Raw genomic sequence first — 18630 nt, 5'->3', positions numbered from 1 at the left:
GCTGAGTTTCAGCGGGTAGAACAGCGCAGTCCAGCAAGCATAGCTGATATCTCCCGTGCGGTTGGCAGATTCAGACATTGCCAGACGCCAGCCGGTTAAGGCTGCTGTTTATCAATCGCGACGTCAATGTGCTGATGGCCATCCCAGGGGACTACCGCGCTGACGCCAAACCAGTCGCCCGGCTCAGGATTTGCACGGCCATTTCGTGCAATCCTGACGCGAACCTGAATCTGTTTCTGCGTTGAAAGACGTCGGTCCTGTAACATGGCATTGCTGTCATCCAGCGTCAGCGACACGGGAAAATGTCCGGGCGAGACGCGTTTCACCGCCACCGGCACCGGCGAGACGCCGTCAGTCACCGAAATATACATGACTCCGCCCGGCGGTAACATTTTTTCTGCCTGGGGAGAAAGCGTCACCTCGACCGTTAGTTGACTGCTTTGCTGCCCGGCATCGGTTTTAGCGTGTTCAATGCTGCGCGCAATGCCCTCACGACGAGGATCGTCGGCCGGTAACACCTGCAACAGGGTTTGCCAGCTGTCTATGGCCTGCGAGTACTGCTGTTGTTCAAACGCATTATAGGCCAGCAGGCTTAGGGTGCGGATGTCCTGCGGATGCTGTTTAAGCAGATCCTTGAGCAGCAGCCCGGCCTGGCGGTTATCCTGAGGATCGCCCGATCGCGTCAACACCTCGGCATAATCCTGCAGCAGGGCAAAATTATTCGGTGCCAGCTGCAACGCATGCTCGAAAGCCTGACGCGCGCCCGTGGCATTGTTGAGTACCATACCGAGGCGGCCCAGCATCGCCCAGCCACTGAGGTTATCAGGTTCGGTTTGCAGCTGGCTGCGCAAACCGAGCTGCAGGCGAGAGAGCTGCTCTTGGGTAAGTGGCCGGGCATGGGGATCCATGAGCTGGGCGCGCAGCGCCGGATACGCTTCCTGCACCTGGAGCCAGCCACTTAACTGCGTTAAGCCACCGGTTTTAAGATAGCTTGCCAGTGACACGATTACTAAAACGATCAGGCCGGGTAACAGCACCCAGCGACGGCTGCGGTGCGAATGGGCATCCGAAGCGGGCGGAATATCGCTAAGCAGGGTTTGCTGTAACTCCTGCTCCATCACGGCGCGATCGGCAATTACGCCCTGCTCTTCGTCCAGGGTCATTTCAGCCAGCCGCTGCCGATAAAAATGCGTATTAAGGTTGTCGCGCGCCGCCGCGTGGGTTTCACGTTGACGCCAGCCTGCGGCTAAAAACAGTACGCTGGCCGCCAGCAGCAGCAGAAAAATCGTGAGTAAAAAGACAGCCATTATCGTGTCCTGTCCGACTTCAGAATCGCCGCCAGACGCTGTTGTTCCTGGTCATCAAGCTCGCTTCGGGTTTTACGCTGACGACTACGCCACACGATCACTGTACCGCCCACAATCACAAACAGCGCCGGCCCGACCCACAGGATCAGGGTTGAGGGCGTGACAGGCGGCTGGTAACTGACGAAATTGCCATAACGCGCCACCATATAGTCGATGATTTGCTGACGGCTCTGCCCCTGCTTCATCAGTTGATAAACTTTCAACCGCATATCTGACGCAATCATCGCATTAGAGTCGGCGATGCTGTTGTTCTGGCATTTGGGACAGCGCAGCGAGGCGGTGATCTCACGGTACTGCTCTTCCTGCGCCACGGAGTCAAACGCATAGGTATCAATCGCGGCCCACAGGCTGGCACTAAACAGCAGCCCACAGAGCATCATCATCAGGGATCTCATGCGCCGCTCTCCTTCGTGTATTTATCCCACAAGGGTTTGACTTCCTGTTGCCAGACGCGCGGGTTCAGATCGCCAGCATGGCGATAGCGAATAATGCCTTTGCCATCAATCAAAAAGGTTTCAGGTGCGCCATAAACGCCGAGATCGAGGCCCAACATCCCGTTACCGTCATACAGGCTGAGCGCATAAGGATTACCCAGCGTGTTCAGCCAGGTTACTGCCTTCTGGCGATCGTCTTTGTAGTTCAACCCTACAACCCGAACGCCCTGCTCTGCCAGCTCATTAAGGTAGCGATGCTCGGCGCGGCAGGTCGGACACCAGGTCGCCCAGACGTTCAGCAACAGCGGTTTACCGGTGATCAACGTTTGCTGATCATAGGTTTTGCCTGGCTTATCCAGCGCCTCCAGCCTGAACACGGGCAAGGGCTTACCAATTAAGGCCGATTCCAGCCGTGAAGGATCGTCCCCTTCCGCATTACGTGACAGCTGCCACAGCAGCGCGGCAGCCAGCAGTAAAAATAATCCCAGCGGAACAAATAGAATTTTTTTCATGCCCTTACCTCGCGATCGGCTTTCTTGCGCGAGCGATAGCGCGGGTCCAGCAAACAGAACAGCCCTCCGACGGCCATAAACAAGCCGCCAAACCAGATCCAGCGGACGAAGGGTTTGTAGTAGATACGCACCGCCCAGCTACCGTCACTGAGCTCTTCACCCAGCGCGGCGTAAAGATCGCGGGTAAAGCCGCCGTCGATCGCCGCCTCGGTCATCATGGTGCGCGCGGCAGAGTAAAAGCGTTTCTCCGCATACAACACGGCTTCCGGCTTGCCCTTGTGGGAAACGTCAATTACCGCCACGCCGCCGCTGTAATTAGGGCCTTGTAAGTCCTGAACATCACGAAAAACAAAATGGTAGTGATGGATATCGACGCTGTCGCCCGCTTTCATGCGCACGTCGCGCTCAACGCTGTATTGGGTACTGAACGCAATGCCAATAACGGTGACGCCCACGCCGAGATGTCCAAGCACCATGCCCCAGTGACTGCGCGAAAGGTGACGTAATCCGGTAAAAAAACGATGACGATGAGTGGCGCGCTCATGCAGCTCCATCAGGGTCAACAGGATGATCCATACCGCCATCAGTAATCCCACCACCGTCATGGCTTCAACACGATCCTGCAACCACCAGGGCAGCAGCACGGAGGCCAGCAGCGTCACGAGCAGTGCTATCAGCAGACGACGAACCAGTTTTTGTGGTTCATCGCGTCGCCAGCGTACTAACGGCCCAATACCGAGCATTAACGCCAGCGGAGCCATTAACCAGCTGAACATGGTATTAAAGAAGGGTTCGCCAACGGAAATGCTGCCCAGCCCTAATTGCTTATGCACCAGCGGTAACAGCGTGCCGAGCAGGACCACCAGCATGGCCGCGATTAACAGGACGTTATTCCCCAGCAGAAAAGATTCTCGCGACCAGAGCTCGTTTTGCACCCGACTGCGCACCTGGCCGCCTTTAATGGCATACAGCAGCAGCGAGCTGCCAATCACGATGACCAAAAATGCGAGAATAAACATGCCGCGCGCCGGATCGGAGGCGAAAGCATGTACCGAGACCAGCACGCCGGAACGGACCAGGAAGGTGCCGAGCAGGCTCAGGGAGAACGCGGTAATGGCCAGCAGCACCGTCCAGGCCTTGAAGGTGCCGCGTTTTTCCGTGACCGCCAGCGAGTGCATTAAGGCGGTGCCCGCCAGCCACGGCATAAAGGAGGCGTTTTCCACCGGGTCCCAGAACCACCAGCCGCCCCAGCCCAGTTCGTAATACGCCCAGGCGGAACCCAGCACAATCCCAATGGTCAGGAATAACCAGGCGGCGGTAGTCCAGGGACGCGACCAGCGCGCCCAGGCGGTATCCAGCCGTCCCGCCATTAATGAGGCGATGGCAAAAGCAAAGGCCACGGAGAAGCCGACATAGCCCATATACAGCAGTGGCGGATGAAAGATCAGGCCGATATCCTGCAACATTGGATTAAGATCGCGACCGTCTACTGGAAAATCGGGCAGCGTTCGGCTGAAGGGATTGGAGGTGAGGATGATAAACAGCAAAAAGCCCAGATTGATCATCCCCATCACTGACAACACCCGGGCCAGCGCGTCCTGCGGCATACCGCGGCTGAAGATTGCCACGGCCAGCGTCCAGCCACTCAGCAGCAGCACCCACAGCAATAACGAGCCTTCATGCGCGCCCCAGGTGGCCGCAACGCGGTAGTAAACCGGCAGCAGTGAGTTTGAGTTGTTGACGACATAGCTCACGGTAAAATCGTTAACGATAAACGCCCAGACCAGCAGCATAAAAGCCCCCGCGACGCAGGCAAACAGGCCAACGGCAAGCGGACGCGCCATGCCCATCAGGCGGGCATCCTGGCGCCAGGCGCCCCACAGCGGATAGACGCTGAGCAGCAGCGCCAACGCTAATCCAAGACAGAGTAAGAAACTGCCCAGTTCTGGCATCATGGTGTACGTCCTGCCGGGTTATTCGCGGCCTGTTGCGCAGAGGGTGCGGGTTTCATCGCGGTGCTGATTTCGGGAGGCGTATAGTTTTCATCATGTTTTGCCAGCACTTCTTTGGCTTTGATCAGGTTGCCGGGTTCAAGTACGCCCTGCGCGACAACGCCCTGACCTTCGCGGAACAGATCCGGTAAAATGCCGACAAAGCTCACGTTGACCACACCGCGACCATCATAAAGCTGGAAGGAAACCGCCAGCGTGTGGGGATCCCGTGTTACGCTGCCAGGCATCACGACGCCGCCCACGCGCAGGCGCTGTCCGGGCTCAGGCTTGATGTGCGCATCGCCTTTTCCCTCCAGGATTTCACCCGGCGTATAAAACAGATCGATATTGGACCGCAGCGCATACATCACCAGTGCGGTCGCCAGTCCAAGTCCGGCAAGGATCGCCACCACGACATACAGTCGATTACGACGGCGGGTATTCACTTCTCTTCTCCTGCCGTATGGTTGGCGGTACGTTGAACGTTGGCCGCTCGCAGGCGGCGCTCCCGTGCATCACGCTGGCGAATGTCCGCCAGCAAACGTCGGTGTGACCACCTACTATGCAAGATCAGGGCGAAAAGCGGCACCAGCGTGCCTGCCACCGCCAGCCACACATAAAAGGCGTAGCCGCCCATGGCAACGAAGTCATGCCATGAGGCAAAAGCGGGCGTCATACTTTGCTCCTTGTCTTCGCCAGGGCAATTGCCCAGGGACGTTTACGTTCCGTAAGCAGAATCAGGTTACGTAAGCGCATCAGCGTTAAGGTGATAAACAACAGCAGGTCACCCAGGATGGCCCAGCGCAGCGGCGTGCGCATCGGCGGCGCGATCGCCTGTTGCAGCAACCCGGACGAACCCTGATGTAAGGTATTCCACCACTGCACAGAGAAATGAATGATGGGCAGATTGATCACCCCGACCAAAATGAGCACGCCTGCGGCCCGCCCGGCCATGCGACGATCGTCGAAGGCCTGATACAGCGCAATCACGCCCAGATATAAAAACAGCAGCACCAGTTCTGACGTCAGTCTGGCATCCCATATCCACCAGGTTCCCCACATCGGCTTGCCCCAGGCAGAACCGGTGACCAGCGCGATAAAGGTAAACACGGCACCGATTGGCGCCATCGCCGCTGACACTAAATCGGCCATTTTCATCTGCCAGACCAGCCCCGTGAACGCCGCAACGGCCATCGCGCTGTATATCCCCATCGACCACATGGCCGCCGGAACGTGGATATACATAATGCGAAAGCTGTTACCCTGCTGGTAGTCTGCCGGTGCATAGCCAAATCCCCATACCCAGGCCAGCAGCAGTACCGCCGCACTGGCCAGAGCAAACCACGGCAGCAGGCGACCGCACAACTGATATAGCCGTTCGGGCTTAGCCAGCTGATGTAATCCTTTCCACATGTTCAATTGCTCACATTAAAATAAACGCTAATAACACGTCTGAGGCGTGCTGATTTAGTGCAGCGTAATCCGCAACGCCGCAGCGGTGGCAAAAGGCGCCAGCGTTGCACTCGCGACCAGCATTGCCCCCAGCAACGCCAGATAACCGCCAATGGCGACGCCCTGTCCTGCGGCATCAATGGCCGCACTGGCAAAAATCAAGACAGGAATCGCCAACGGCAGGACCAACAGGCTGAGCAGCACGCCACCACGACGTAATCCCACAGTCAGCCCCACCCCAATTGCGCCAAGAAAACTCAGCGTCGGTGTTCCCAGCAGCAGCGTCAGTGCCACCGCTCGCCAGCTCGGGATATCCAGGGACAGCAACAGAGCCGCCAGCGGCGAAAGCAGGATTAACGGCAAGCCGGTGACCAGCCAGTGGGCAATCACTTTGCCCAGCACCATGACCGGCAGCGGCGTGGGAGACAATAAAAGTTGCTCCAGCGTGCCGTCATTGAAGTCATCGCGAAACAGCCTTTCCAGCGCCAGCAGCGAGGAGAGCAACGCGGCAACCCAGACAATACCAGGCGCGATCCGGGCCAGTTGCTGAGGATCGGGACCGATACCCAACGGGAAAAGCGTAATCACGATCAGGAAAAACCACAGTGGATTAACCACCTCCGCACCGCGACGACAGGCGATGCGTAATTCACGTTGAATAAGACGACACAACATTACTGCCACTCCGTGGCATGCAGGCGAACGGTTTTTATCTGACCGTTTAGCCCCGGCAGCGCCTGATGACTCGTCACAATAACAGAACCGCCCTGTTGCGCGTGTTCCGCAAAGCGCCCCATTAAGGTCTCGACGCCGACAGGATCAAGAGCGGTTAAGGGTTCATCCAGAATCCACAGGGTTGCCTGGGTCAGCCACAGCCGGGCCAGCGCGATTCGCCGCTGTTGCCCTGCAGAGAGCTGCGCGGCTGGCACGTCTTCATAGCCCGCCAGTCCGACGCTGGCCAGTGCAGTAAAAATATGCTCATCGCGGCAGTTCGGATGATAAAAGCGTAGATTTTCCAGCGCCGACAACGCCGAGGTGATCCCCGGCAGATGCCCAAGATAAAGCATGGCCTGATGCCAGACATCGCGTTGCTGATGAATTTGCTGCGACTGCCAACGCACCTCGCCGTGTTCAGGCGTGCTCAACCCGGCCAGAATCCGTAGCAGCGACGTTTTACCGGCCCCGTTTGGCCCTTCAATTTGTACGATATCACCTGCCGACACGCGAAACGTGAGCGCCTCAAAGAGCGCACGTTCATCACGCACACAAAGCAGATTCATGATTTCCAACATGGAGGGGTAAATCGCGCCAGCCAAATAAGGCGCAAATGATAGCACAATGTTGCAGTGTGCCGAAGACCGTGCGCGGCCCCCTTTCCCGCTGGGGTTGGATATTCGTGCTTTTCACGGCGTTAAGCGGACAAAAAGCGCACCACAGCAAAATGTTGTAACTTTTGTTAGCTGTTGTAGAAACAATTTCGCGAGCCAAAAAACGACTACGCTTATAACGCATTTGCACTGTTACCAGGAGAAAACATGAAGCCTTCATCAAGCACCAGTCAGGGACCTAACGACGTAGACAGCGAAGAGAAAGAACAGGGCAAAGAGGATATTGAAGTGGATGAAGACGCCCTGCCCTCTCGCGCCGCCGCTATCCATGAGGAGATTCGTCAGGACGGGGAAAAAGAGCTGGAACGTGACGGTATGGCGCTGCTGTGGTCCGCTATTGCTGCCGGGCTGTCGATGGGCGCCTCGCTGATGGCTAAGGGCATTTTTCAGGTGCATCTGGATGGCGTGCCCGGCGCGTTTTTACTGGAAAATCTTGGCTACACCTTTGGCTTTGTGATTGTGATTATGGCACGGCAGCAACTTTTCACTGAAAACACCGTGACCGCCGTCCTGCCCTTTATGCACAAACCTACTGTGAGCAATCTTGGCTTATTGCTTCGCCTGTGGGGCATTGTGCTGCTGGGTAATCTTATCGGGACAGCGTTCGCGGCCCTGGCGTTTACTGAAATGCCGATTTTTGATGAAGCCACCCGACAGGCCTTTACCGACATCAGTATGAAGGTAATGGAACATACGCCGGGCGAGATGTTTGCGAATGCGGTGATTTCAGGTTGGATCATTGCCACCATGGTCTGGATGTTCCCCTATGCCGGTGCCGCCAAGCTGTTTGTCATTGTGATGATGACCTGGCTAGTCGCGCTGGGCGATCTGGCGCATATCGTGGTGGGTTCCGTCGAAGTGCTTTACCTGGTGTTTAACGGCAGCATTCCCTGGACCGAGTTTCTCTGGCCCTTTGCTATCCCGACGCTGTTGGGCAATCTGACGGGCGGTACGTTGATTTTCGCCCTGATCAGCCATGCGCAGATTCGCAATGATATGGGCGAAGCTGCCCAGGCAAAGGCGAAAGCGGAACGACGTAAAGCGGAGAAAAAACGTCAGCAGCAACAAGAAGAACGCTAAATTGCTGACAGAATGAGCAAACGCGCGGCGGTGTAGTGAATCCTGCCGCCTAACTGCGGTATACTGCGCTGGCGTCTCCTTAGTTAAATGGATATAACGAGCCCCTCCTAAGGGCTAGTTGCAGGTTCGATTCCTGCAGGGGACACCATATGTTAGCCCATCTAAGTATTTTAAAGTCTAGTCAACTCTTCAACTTCAAACACTTACCTTCCTTTTGTAGCCCGTTAACGTACACCGTCATATTTCAAAATCCACTCTGTTTGTTGGTACATATGTTGGTATTTTAAGTTCGATAATGCAGATACCATCAGAAGAGGGTTTTTAGTATGGCGCTAACTGAGTTAACTGTAAGAAATACAAAGCCTTCTGATAAACCTGTCAAATTGACAGACGGTAATGGTATGCATCTTTTGATCACCACAAGTGGTTCTGTAAGTATCCCGCTTAAACGAACCATTCACTTTTAGAGATCTTCCGACATACTGATTATGTCCTGTGAGGAGATCACCATGCGTAAAGCCCGATTCACCGAACACCAGATCATTGCCGTTCTGAAGTCCGTCGAAGCCGGACGTACCGTTTAGGATGTCTGCCGTGAAGCCGGTATCTCTGAAGCCAGCTATTACAACTGGAAAGCGAAGTTTGGCGGTATGGAAGCCTCTGATATAAAAAAGATGAAAGACCTGGAGGATGAAAACCGTCGCCTCAAACAGATGTTTGCTGCTCTCAGCCTTGAATGCCGGGCACTTAAAGAAGTCATCGAAAAAAAGCTTTAAAACCAGCGATAAAGCGTGAGCTCGTCGGTTACCTGACTGCGCAATTTACCATGAGCATTCGCCAGGCCTGCAGGACGTTATCGCTGAGCAGGACGGTCTGTTTTTACCAGCCCGATACCCGGCGTGATGAACCGGTGATCCAGGTGCTGACTGAGCTGGCAGAGCGCTACCCGCGATACGGCTTCAAAAAGCTGTTCCAGCTGCTGCGCAGGCAGGGTAACACCTGGAACCATAAACGCGTTCACCGGATTTACTGCCTGCTGAAACTGAATTTTCGTCGCAAGGGAAAACAGCGTTTACCCGCACGTAACCCGGTGCCACTGGCTACGCCGGAAGCGCTTAACCAGAGCTGATCCATTGATTTTATACATGATGCGCTGGTCTGCGGCAGACGCTTTCGGACCTTTAATGTGGTTGATGACTTTAACCGCGAGGCCCTCGCCATAGAAATCGATCTGAATATCCCGGCACAGCGGGTGGTCAGGGTGCTGGACAGAATCGTGGCAAACCGGGGTTATCCACTGAAACTGCGGATGGACAACGGACCAGAACGGGTCTCACTGACGCTGGCACAGTGGGCTGAAGAGCATAGAGTGATGCCGGAATTTATCAAGCCGGGAAAACCAACGCAGAACGCCTTTATCGAACGGTTTAACCGGACGTACCGAACAGAAATCCTGGATTTTTACCTGTTCAGAACGCTGAATGAAGCCCGGGAAATCACAAGTCGCTGGCTGATGGAATACAACAGCGAGCGGCCTCATGAATCCCTGAATAACCTGACGCCAGAGGAGTACCGGCTGATGGCCGAAAACCGGAAACCTCAAAAAGTGCGTGGAACTAAAACGGGTGTGCTTACAATATTACATGGCTGTTTGATTACGTATTGTACTAAAAATATCCGGCCGATTAAGGTTAATATAATCGACGCCCGCCGCCGCGATTTCCTGATGAATTGCTATGTCGTCACCACCGTAATAAACCATGATTTCAAGCTCGGCCTGACGGCTCGCTTCAAGGATGGCTCGATTACGCATCTGTTCTACGCTCAACTCAATGAGCGATGCATGATGGACGGTTCTCACAAGAGAGGGCGACATCGCGATATCAAGGGTGATCATTTTACGAAAGTCCGGCGCGGCGGCCTGAAGACCGCGGCGCATTTCCTCGGAAAACGAAAAGAAGAACGTGTCCCGGACCATATCGAGATCCCGTACCAATGCAGCTACTTTAACCGGATCGCAGTATTTCAGCTCGATATAAACACCCGCGCGACCGCGCAGATGTTCAAGATAAGCATCAAGCCGCGGCACCATGGCACCTTTAAAGCGCTCGTCGAATCCGCTTCCCGCATCCAGCGCATCGATATCGCGCGATAAGGCATGACCCACAGGGCCGGTGCCGTTAGTGGTACGATCCAGCGTTTCATCATGGATGACATAGAGCACGCCATCGGCACTTTCCCGCACATCCAGCTCAATGTAATCAGCCCCCTGTTCCAGCGCCAGGTCTGCGGAAAAGAAGGTGTTCTCTGGCGCAAAATGGTTGGCGCCACGATGTGAGACGATTCGGGTCATTAGGGTAATTTCCTGTTAGCTGGCAGCATGGACATGTTTGCCGGGATGGCAGAATACGGAGAGGTTGGCATGAAGATCGACGATGCGTTTACCGGACGAATTAAAAATCAGGGTCAGCGCGGATTGGCATGCGATACCGATTCGGGAACCGGGCGCATGACGCACTGCTTCACCGTATTCCAGTGCATGGAGCCTGCCGGCTGGCGTGTCGATCGTGTAAAACACTTCGCGTCCCATCGGCTCAACGGTCATCACCTCTCCACACAGCGGCGCATCATCAGGGGCAACCAGGCTGATATCCTCTGGACGCAGACCAAAACAGACGGGGCCATCGTATCCGTGATTCAGTTCGAGTGACATTTGTCCCAGTTGCAGGATGCGCCCCAGGGCTTGCCCCTTCACCAGATTCATGGGCGGCGAGCCGATAAATCCTGCCACAAAGAGATCGTCAGGACGTCGGTAAAGATCCTCTGGCGTACCGATCTGGACGATTTCGCCCTGATTCATACAGATAATCCGATCGGCCATGGTGATGGCTTCCATCTGGTCATGAGTGACGATCAAGGTGGTGAAGCCAAGACGTTTCTGAAGATTCTTAAGCTCTGTCCGCATGGTGATACGGAGTGTTGCATCAAGGTTAGAAAGGGGTTCGTCAAGTAACAGGATATTCGGTTCCTTGACCAGGGCGCGAGCCAGCGCCACGCGCTGCTGCTGCCCACCTGAAAGCTGCGACGGACGTCGATCGAGTAGTGCGCTGATTTGTACAAGACTGGCCGCTTCTTCCACGCGCCTGGCGATTTGATCTCTATCTAATTTTTTAAAGCGCAACGGAAACGCGATGTTCTCACGCACCGTCAAATTCGGGTAAAGCGCATAAGACTGGAAGACGATACCGACATTACGATCGCGGGCATCAATGCGATTGACATTGTGCCCGTCAAACGCGATCTCACCACTGCTTGGCGCATAAAGCCCCGCCAGCAGAAACAGCGTCGTTGATTTACCACATCCAGATGGCCCGAGGATAGCGACGAATTCGCCGTTCTCAATGGTAAGATTGATCGGTTTCAGGACCTGGGTCTCGCCCCAGTTTTTGGTGACATTGTTGAGAGTGATCGAGGCCATGACAATTATCCCTTAATACCGCCAAAACTCATTTGGGTGATGTATTTCTGCGTGAAGGTGTAGAGAACGAGCACGGGGAGCAGGTAAATAATGCCGACGGCGGCGATCATGCCGTAATCCGCGCCTGTATTGTCCTGTGCAACAAAGAAGAGGTAGAGGCTCATCGTCATCTGGCTTTTGTCGATGAGTAATGTCTGAACAAAGACGTACTCCTCCCAACCGCGCAGAAAGGTAAAGGTGGCGATCGCAATCAGTCCGCTGCGCACCTGGGGCAACACCACCATGCGGAAGGCCTGAAAACGGGTGGCACCATCAGTCACCGCACTCATCTCAATATCCCAGGGCACGCCGTCAAAAAAGCCTTTAAGAACAAAGATCGCATAGGGCAGTTCCAGCGCACTCATGACCATCACCACGCCGGAGAGATGGTTGAGCAGGCCCATATAGTGGAGCTGGATAAAGATGGCGATGGTGAGTGCCAGCGCGGGGAAAGCATGTAACAGCAGCAAACCGCGAAGAAAATTTTCCCGGCCGGCAAAGGCAAAGCGAGATAGCGCGTAGGCTGCTGGCGTGGCGACGATCGTCACAATCAGCGTCTGAGAGACGGCAAAGATCAGGGAGCTGCCCAGTGCCGTCCAGACCGACGGCATCAGATCCACACGCGTTGTGCCGGTATTCGCGATATCCCGCAGCCAGAGAAACCGGTAGTTGTGCAACGTCAGATAGGGCATCAGAAAGATCATCACGAGGAGCAGCACGATGATGCCGAGCGCACTCCAGGACAATACCGGCCTGCGCAAGCGCTCTGCCATAAAAGCAAGCACGATCGCGCCGAGATAAGCCACGCCCGCAATGGCGCTGGTGCGCCAAAGAACAAGCCGACTGATAGACGCATCAGAGGTGGTCAGGGATTTCGCAAGAAGCCAGAGGTAAGGCAGCAGGATCGGAACCGAAATCAGCGTCAGGAAGAGAATGACCACAGAAAGGAAGCCGACACGATTGACGGTACCTCTGCGTTCAAGACGGGCCCATTTCGATGTGGCAACCGATGTGGTTTGCACGCGTGACATCACAATACCTCGATTTTCGGCGCGGCGAATGTCGCGCGCATATTGCTGACACGCCACTGTATTAAGGTCGCGGCGACGCCGATCACCATCAACCCCAGCGCCAGGGCCGCACCATAGGCATAAGCACCATTTTCAAAGGCACGACGGTAGATATAGAGCGCATAAGGTGTGGAGTCGTAAACGGGACCGCCCCCGGTGATGAGCAGAATGTATTCGTAGGTCGTCATCAGGGAGAGCCCCTGATAGATCGTAATAAATCGAATGGGCTGAGACAGCGCGGGGGCCACAACATAACGCAGCACGCCCCACTCGCTCGCCCCATCTATCCGTGCCGCATTGGCAAGATGTGAAGGGATGGAACGAATCGCTGACGTCAGAATGACCATGGCAAAGGATGCGCCGACCAGGCCATTTGCCACCACGATCAGAAACAAGGGGAAATCATTGCGCAGATTCATCGGCTGCAGCCCGAAGGAACCCGTTATCTGATTAAGCAAACCGGACGGCGTGGGATCGGCCACCCATATCCACAGAATGCTGTAGAGCACGGCCGGTGACATGCGCGGCAAAAGCCAGAGACCGCGAAACAGATTCCCGAGTCGGTCAGGGATTGCCGTTGATGTGATAGCCAGCAGCGCCCCCAGCCCGACATTGAAAAGAAACAGCGTCGCCGTTACGTAAATCAGCGTTGTTAGTAGCACGCCCGGAATACGCGCATCACGCGACACAATCCGCTCAAAGTTATGCAGTGTCAATTGACCGACCCGAAGATCCGCGCCCATATCGGTAAAGGCGATAACGGTATTGACGATGATGGGCGCCAGGAAAAAGACGACCAACAGCGCGATAGCGGGCGCGAGATAGAAGACGGGCCGGGCGGGCCGGTGCGCCCGAGGCTGGAACTGCGACATCATCTCACCTCCCTCAATATTAACGATCGCATTGGGCGGGCTAAACCCTATTTGCTGGCAACGGACGAACGGATTTCTATATCGTCGCCGAACTGGAGTTCTAACTCTTCAGCGATAAAATCAACGGCCTGTTTTGCGGTCATTTTCCCTGTTTCCACGGCCTGAAGGCCGCTGAACAGCACCTTGTTGTAGCTGCCAAACTGCGTCTGATTGGGCACGAACTTCGCATGCGCCATCATGGGCGAGGCAGCAGACAACACCCAGTTATCCCGGTATTTCGGCATCGCCGTTTGCGCGTTGCTGATGGCGGTGTGATAGGAGGTTACGGCATGTTCGTTGTTAAAATAGGGCAGCGTTGCTAATGCCACGAGTTCGGCAGCGATGTCGGCATTTTTACTTTTGGCATTCACCGTATAGAGAAGCGGATGCGACAGGTTTGAGGGCTGGCCGCCCTTTTTGGCCGCGGGAGCAGGAATCCAGCCTATCTTATGAAAATAACCGTCTTTGTCCGACGGCCAGACAGCCCCATTTTTGTCACCCAGTTGCCAGGCCACCGCCCAAACGCCCTGGTGGAAAATAAACGCCTTCTCCTGCTTGAACGCACCCTGAATGGCATCCCAGCTCATCGCCGTATTATCGACTGGCGTGACGCCCTGCTTAGCATTACGCGCATACCAGCCAAGGGCGTCGGCCATTTCCGCTTTGGGGAAAATGAGTTTGCCGGTCTTCTCATCCATAAATTTCACGCCGTACGACTGAAAAACCATAAGATAATCAATACCCACGTTCGGGCGGTGCAGCATGCCATACTGGGCCGCTTTACCGTCCACAACCTCTTTGGCCAGCGCAGTCAGATCGTCAAGGGTGAAGTCACCGGATTCCACCCTGGCAGGGATAGCGTTAATAAAAGCTTCATCCTTGCCGATTTTTCTCAACATATCTTTGTTGTAGAAAAACATGCGTATTTCGGCATCCTGCGGTATGCCATAAATCTTGCCATCGTTTGCTTTTGCTGAATCCCACAGCACAGGCAGGATATCGCTGTAAACCCACGGCGCAGCAGCGATCTTATCGTTCATTTGCAAGGCATAACCGTCCTTAGCAAACTGGCCAATCCACTCATGAGGCAGCACATAGATATCCGGCCCCTGCCCGACGGACATCGCCTTCAGCATGTCCATCGCGAAGTCGTCCCAGCCTTTGACCGCACTGCTGTTGGCCTGAATCACGATATGTTTATCGACACCCGCAGCCTTGAATTGCTTGTTCATGATGTCGGCGGCATCTTCAATATTGGTGATGCGGTTGGGTGCGCTGCGCTCAGCAAGCGTGGAGAGTTTGATGGTGATCTCTTCGGCATGGGCAATGCCGACACAGAGCGCGGAAATCATTACGCTTGCCAGGAGAGTGCGTTTTTTCGACATGGTTTTTATTCCCGTTGTACCTATTATTTAAGTAAGTTAATTTATTTAAATGACAGGTTCATGACCACGCGACAACGACAGGGAGAAGCGGCATTGACTTCATCGAAGCATTGGGAAGGAATCGGTACAACGCAGTCTGCGGTGCTGCGTTATCTGCGTCGCAACCACGCCGCATCGCGTGCCGAGCTCGCCGAGGGCTGTGGCGTAACAGCGGCTGCCGTCAGCATGATGACCCGCGATCTCATCAGGCGAGGGATCATCGTCGAAGGGGCGCGTCGCCCGTCTGGCCGGGGCGCTCCGCACATTGATCTCACGCTGAATTCCGCCATTGGTTATGCCGTTGGAGTTCATGCCAGCCGCTTCTCCATTACGCTGATGCTGCTTGATTTCACGGGGAAGCGGGTTGACGAAATTGAGCTGCGCGGCCTTTACGATACCTTCGCCACGGCCCGATCAGCGATTCAGAAGGGGCACAGAGCCCTGCTTGAGAGAAACCACATTCCGGATACTTTAGTGATTGGTGCAGGCATTGCCATGCCCACGCGATTCCAACGGGGTGTTGCTCCCCTTCATCTGGCACCCGAGGTGCTTTCCTGGGATGAACCCGGACTGTTCGAGTCCATTCAGCAGGCGCTGGGCTGTCCGGTGTTAATTGAGAATGATGCCAATGCTGCAGCGATGGGTGAAATGGCACTGGGTAATGCGGCTAATCATGAAGACTTTCTCTATCTCTATCTGTCAGAAGGCGTCGGCAGCGGCATTATTCTGGGTAGACAGCGTTATCGCGGTCATCTTGGCAACGCGGGCGAAATTGGTCTGTTACTGCCACTCGACAGGCCCCGCCCCTCCTTTACTGACCTTGCGGCATGGTGTCAGCATCGCCTCGGCCAGATACCGGATGGGCGCTCACAAGACATCTGGCAGCGATTCCTTACCGAAAACGTCAGCGTTCTCGACGAATGGATCGAACGAACAGGCCCGGAAATCGCCCGTCTGGGCTTTATGCTGAACGCTGTTCTTGCCCCTGCGGCGATCTATGTGGGGGGAACACTGCCTCAAAGCGTTCGTGAACGGCTCGCGGTCTGGCTCGACTTCTCCAGGCTGGATAGCTTAAAGGGCAGCCGTGTCGTGCAACCCGAGATCTGCCTGCCGGAGATCTCCGCCACGGATACCGTCGCATTTGGGGCCGCCGCCATGGTTCTGCATAACGTTGCCCAGCAGGATGGCGGGGATCGCCAGGGATTTAGCTGACATCTCAGCCTCATTGAGTGGTTAAAATGCAGCGCCCATGAGTGGGCGCATTCAGCGTGAAAACAGTTGCTCCCTGTTACCCTGACTCACAGGGCGATGATTAACAGGCCTGGCTTCCCACAGGCTTTTAGATCCGACCAGAATGGCCCGTTCAACATTGTGCCCTGTCAGGCCCGGTAAATATCAATCCTGCCAGCACGATTACGGGTAGGAAATAAACAGTATTGCTGTACTGTTAAAAGCCCCTGCCACAGGTTGCCCCTTCAATTCCGCTTGCAGCTTATAAGTCGTTGAGCCTTGCTCCGTTGAAACCAGACTTTGGGATTGTATCAACTGCCCATCGATAGTTAATTCGGCTTTCATGCCGTTACTTAAAGGGACAGAGGAATCTTCACTTGTCAGATCGATAATATAGTTGGCCGGTCCCGAGCAATACACGCTGATATCCTTTTCCCGCGTCTGTCCTTCAGCCTCTCCCACATGGACTATGCCAAAATCGATATCCACATTAGGAGTTTCCATCGCGCACCAGGTTTGGGTCGGCGGCGATAACTTGCAAGAGTTATAACTGGAGGTAAACGTTGTGCCGAGCGCCGAATTAACATCATTGAGATAGCGTAAACAAACCCGGCCGCGCGTCAGCCGCGAATCTGACCCCACATTGTCAGGGACGGTCGCCATATATTGCCCGCCTGGATCTATTTTCTCATGCAGACAATCGATAAATTGATGTATGTCATCGGTGGGGCAGCCTTCCCCGCGAGCAATGATATTTTCGGGTGGCACAAAGGTATTCGCGGGGCCTGCACAACTGCCACCACTTTGTGTGCACCAGTAAAAATAAATCGCAATCCCTGAGTTTGCCGTAACGTAGTGAGGTTGATGCGGATCGATGTAACTCGTGGCGCGTCCGACATGAAATTCGACCTGTGTGCCGGGCACTTTTTGCGTGTTACCCACAAAAATTGGGAAAGGTGCATTCTCATGCAATAAGGCTTTCACCGGGCATGACGAAAACAGCAGAAAAAACACGCTGGTTAGGAAATAAAAAAAACGCATGAGGTTTCCTCACAGACTATTCATTACAAAAGGCCTTAAGCTCCGCCTTTCGCCACAGGATTCCCGACAGAGAGGCGCCTTGAGTGAAAACCGCGCCGCGTGGGCGTCACCTTTCAAGGTAAGGCACCCGCCGTTTTCACTGAAACTCAGCGCGTAACGTTACCCTGGCCGTGAAATCGCCTTCATTCAGCTCCGCGCCTTCACGCTGAACCAATACGGCTTCTATCTTCGGTAGCGTCTGGCCATTCACCTTGTACGCTTTGTTGAGTTCAAACGCCGCATCGTCGATATACAGTTTCACGCCCAGATCCGCCTGCTCTGCGGTCACGACCGTTGCGCTCTCGTTATCAAATCCTGCCGCTGTACCGGCGACGGTTAACACCAGGTTCCATGCCAGATTACTGCTATCGCACTCCAGCCCCGGGTTAACGGCCTGGCGATACAGACCATCGGGAACGCTTTTAATTCTGATGCTTTCCCCAAAGCTGATTTCCAGCGTGCTGTCTCCGTTAAGGATGCAGGACGGCGGGGTGATAAGCGTTCCTTTGAGCGCAAGATTGTTCGCGTAGACATCGGGTGCAATCAGGGCTAATCCACCCAACAGCAGACTGCCCACCCGTATTCCGGGCCACCGATGTCGACCTTTCGCATATCCTTCATAACCAGGCATCCTGACTCCTTGATTTGTCATGATGTTCCATGTTTACAGGTAATTCGCTATCAAAGACGCGACGACGCTGAACTCTCCGCCGTTGAGCGTTACGCCCTCCTGCCTGACGGGCCGAACGGTAAAGGTGAGATCGGGCATGCCCTGCGCGCTGACGTTCGTTTGGATCCAGTCGTTGAGCGGCATCGTTCTGTCACCATAGATCAGGCGAAAACCGAATCCCGCCTGATGACCGGCAAGCAGTTCAGGGTTGAACGCCGAGGTGATGCCATCAATGCGCAACCGCACATCTCGTGAGCTGCAGTCCAGCGGAACCACAACCTCCCGGCTGTAAACATTGCTGTTGTCATCGTCCAGCCGGGTTGTCATCACATCATCACCAAAATTCACCGTGATGGTGTCACCGTTATTAACGGTGCAGGGAATACGTTCGATTAGCGTGCCGCGAAACGTCACATCCGCCTTCGGGTTCTCACTGGCTGCGTTAACCGGCAAGCAGAATACGGCGCTAAACACGAGCGGAATATAAACAGGGTGCATGCTGGC

Annotated in this window: 19 protein-coding genes, 1 tRNA gene and 2 pseudogenes; 5 read left to right on the top strand and 17 right to left on the bottom strand. The window is 54.9% G+C overall.

Features of this window, described 5'->3' with window-relative positions; translation table 11 throughout:
* Positions 1-95: 95 nt before the first annotated feature.
* The 9 genes from ccmI to ccmA are packed head-to-tail and all read right to left on the bottom strand — an operon-like array spanning position 96 to position 7048.
* On the bottom strand, positions 96-1307 hold the full coding sequence (gene ccmI, locus PAGR_RS06855; protein WP_014605346.1) for a c-type cytochrome biogenesis protein CcmI: 1212 nt from the start codon (positions 1305-1307) through the stop codon (positions 96-98).
* Complete coding sequence (locus tag PAGR_RS06850; RefSeq protein ID WP_014605345.1) at positions 1307-1762, bottom strand: cytochrome c-type biogenesis protein; 456 nt, start codon at positions 1760-1762, stop codon at positions 1307-1309. The genes ccmI and PAGR_RS06850 overlap by 1 nt, the downstream gene beginning before the upstream one ends.
* Entirely contained in the window at positions 1759-2313 is a 555-nt protein-coding gene (locus PAGR_RS06845; protein ID WP_014605344.1) for a DsbE family thiol:disulfide interchange protein, read from the bottom strand. Before PAGR_RS06845 ends, PAGR_RS06850 begins: the two co-directional genes overlap by 4 nt.
* Complete coding sequence (locus PAGR_RS06840) at positions 2310-4268, bottom strand: heme lyase CcmF/NrfE family subunit (protein WP_014605343.1); 1959 nt, start codon at positions 4266-4268, stop codon at positions 2310-2312. Before PAGR_RS06840 ends, PAGR_RS06845 begins: the two co-directional genes overlap by 4 nt.
* Positions 4265-4750, bottom strand: a complete 486-nt coding sequence (gene ccmE, locus PAGR_RS06835) for a cytochrome c maturation protein CcmE (protein WP_014605342.1) — start codon at positions 4748-4750, stop codon at positions 4265-4267. The genes PAGR_RS06840 and ccmE overlap by 4 nt, the downstream gene beginning before the upstream one ends.
* Positions 4747-4980: a heme exporter protein CcmD gene (gene ccmD, locus PAGR_RS06830; protein WP_014594212.1), complete on the bottom strand. Its 234-nt coding sequence runs from the start codon at positions 4978-4980 to the stop codon at positions 4747-4749. The genes ccmE and ccmD overlap by 4 nt, the downstream gene beginning before the upstream one ends.
* Complete coding sequence (locus tag PAGR_RS06825) at positions 4977-5717, bottom strand: heme ABC transporter permease (RefSeq protein WP_014605341.1); 741 nt, start codon at positions 5715-5717, stop codon at positions 4977-4979. The genes ccmD and PAGR_RS06825 overlap by 4 nt, the downstream gene beginning before the upstream one ends.
* A gap of 54 nt (positions 5718-5771) precedes the next feature.
* Complete coding sequence (gene ccmB, locus PAGR_RS06820; protein WP_014594214.1) at positions 5772-6431, bottom strand: heme exporter protein CcmB; 660 nt, start codon at positions 6429-6431, stop codon at positions 5772-5774.
* Positions 6431-7048 carry a cytochrome c biogenesis heme-transporting ATPase CcmA gene (ccmA, locus tag PAGR_RS06815; RefSeq protein ID WP_014605340.1) on the bottom strand — a complete coding sequence of 206 codons (618 nt, stop codon included), beginning with the start codon at positions 7046-7048 and terminating at the stop codon, positions 6431-6433. The genes ccmB and ccmA overlap by 1 nt, the downstream gene beginning before the upstream one ends.
* Before the next feature lie 243 nt (positions 7049-7291).
* On the opposite strand from ccmA, the gene PAGR_RS06810 reads away from it, so the two are divergent.
* The 4 genes and pseudogenes from PAGR_RS06810 to PAGR_RS23645 all read left to right on the top strand — a co-directional run bounded on the left by PAGR_RS06810 (position 7292) and on the right by PAGR_RS23645 (position 9844).
* Positions 7292-8224: a formate/nitrite transporter family protein gene (locus tag PAGR_RS06810; protein WP_014594216.1), complete on the top strand. Its 933-nt coding sequence runs from the start codon at positions 7292-7294 to the stop codon at positions 8222-8224.
* A gap of 73 nt (positions 8225-8297) precedes the next feature.
* Positions 8298-8372, top strand: a tRNA-Arg gene (locus tag PAGR_RS06805).
* A 178-nt stretch (positions 8373-8550) separates the two neighbouring features.
* Positions 8551-8655 (top strand): annotated as a pseudogene (locus PAGR_RS24290) (Arm DNA-binding domain-containing protein); the annotation flags it as partial.
* Between the two features lie 78 nt (positions 8656-8733).
* Positions 8734-9844: pseudogene (locus tag PAGR_RS23645) on the top strand (IS3 family transposase).
* Between the two features lie 19 nt (positions 9845-9863).
* Here the strand turns inward: PAGR_RS23645 and PAGR_RS06790 are convergent.
* The 5 genes from PAGR_RS06790 to PAGR_RS06770 are packed head-to-tail and all read right to left on the bottom strand — an operon-like array spanning position 9864 to position 15107.
* Positions 9864-10577 (bottom strand): glycerophosphodiester phosphodiesterase family protein, encoded by a 714-nt coding sequence (locus tag PAGR_RS06790; protein WP_014605339.1) that lies wholly within the window; start codon positions 10575-10577, stop codon positions 9864-9866.
* Between the two features lie 15 nt (positions 10578-10592).
* Positions 10593-11702 (bottom strand): ABC transporter ATP-binding protein, encoded by a 1110-nt coding sequence (locus tag PAGR_RS06785; RefSeq protein ID WP_014605338.1) that lies wholly within the window; start codon positions 11700-11702, stop codon positions 10593-10595.
* Between the two features lie 5 nt (positions 11703-11707).
* Entirely contained in the window at positions 11708-12772 is a 1065-nt protein-coding gene (locus PAGR_RS06780) for a carbohydrate ABC transporter permease (RefSeq protein ID WP_014605337.1), read from the bottom strand.
* Positions 12772-13686 (bottom strand): carbohydrate ABC transporter permease, encoded by a 915-nt coding sequence (locus PAGR_RS06775; RefSeq protein ID WP_013026590.1) that lies wholly within the window; start codon positions 13684-13686, stop codon positions 12772-12774. Before PAGR_RS06775 ends, PAGR_RS06780 begins: the two co-directional genes overlap by 1 nt.
* A 44-nt stretch (positions 13687-13730) precedes the next feature.
* Complete coding sequence (locus PAGR_RS06770; RefSeq protein WP_014605336.1) at positions 13731-15107, bottom strand: ABC transporter substrate-binding protein; 1377 nt, start codon at positions 15105-15107, stop codon at positions 13731-13733.
* Positions 15108-15167: 60 nt separating this feature from the next.
* Between PAGR_RS06770 and PAGR_RS06765 the strand changes: the two genes are divergently transcribed.
* On the top strand, positions 15168-16358 hold the full coding sequence (locus PAGR_RS06765) for an ROK family transcriptional regulator (protein WP_049792146.1): 1191 nt from the start codon (positions 15168-15170) through the stop codon (positions 16356-16358).
* 201 nt (positions 16359-16559) lie between these two features.
* Here the strand turns inward: PAGR_RS06765 and PAGR_RS06760 are convergent, their stop codons facing one another.
* The 3 genes from PAGR_RS06760 to PAGR_RS06750 form a co-directional block, all read right to left on the bottom strand.
* A complete protein-coding gene (locus tag PAGR_RS06760; protein WP_014605334.1) occupies positions 16560-17417 on the bottom strand; it encodes an MrpH family fimbial adhesin in 858 nt (285 codons plus the stop codon).
* Positions 17418-17553: 136 nt separating this feature from the next.
* Positions 17554-18087 carry a fimbrial protein gene (locus tag PAGR_RS06755; RefSeq protein ID WP_014605333.1) on the bottom strand — a complete coding sequence of 178 codons (534 nt, stop codon included), beginning with the start codon at positions 18085-18087 and terminating at the stop codon, positions 17554-17556.
* Positions 18088-18120: 33 nt separating this feature from the next.
* Positions 18121-18624, bottom strand: coding sequence for a fimbrial protein (locus PAGR_RS06750; RefSeq protein ID WP_014594224.1), 504 nt, complete (start codon positions 18622-18624; stop codon positions 18121-18123).
* Positions 18625-18630: the final 6 nt, after the last annotated feature.

Source organism: Pantoea ananatis PA13 (assembly GCF_000233595.1).
Lineage (GTDB): Bacteria > Pseudomonadota > Gammaproteobacteria > Enterobacterales > Enterobacteriaceae > Pantoea > Pantoea ananatis.
Note: the sequence above shows the minus strand (reverse complement) of the source record. Positions and strands in the feature narration are given on the sequence as shown.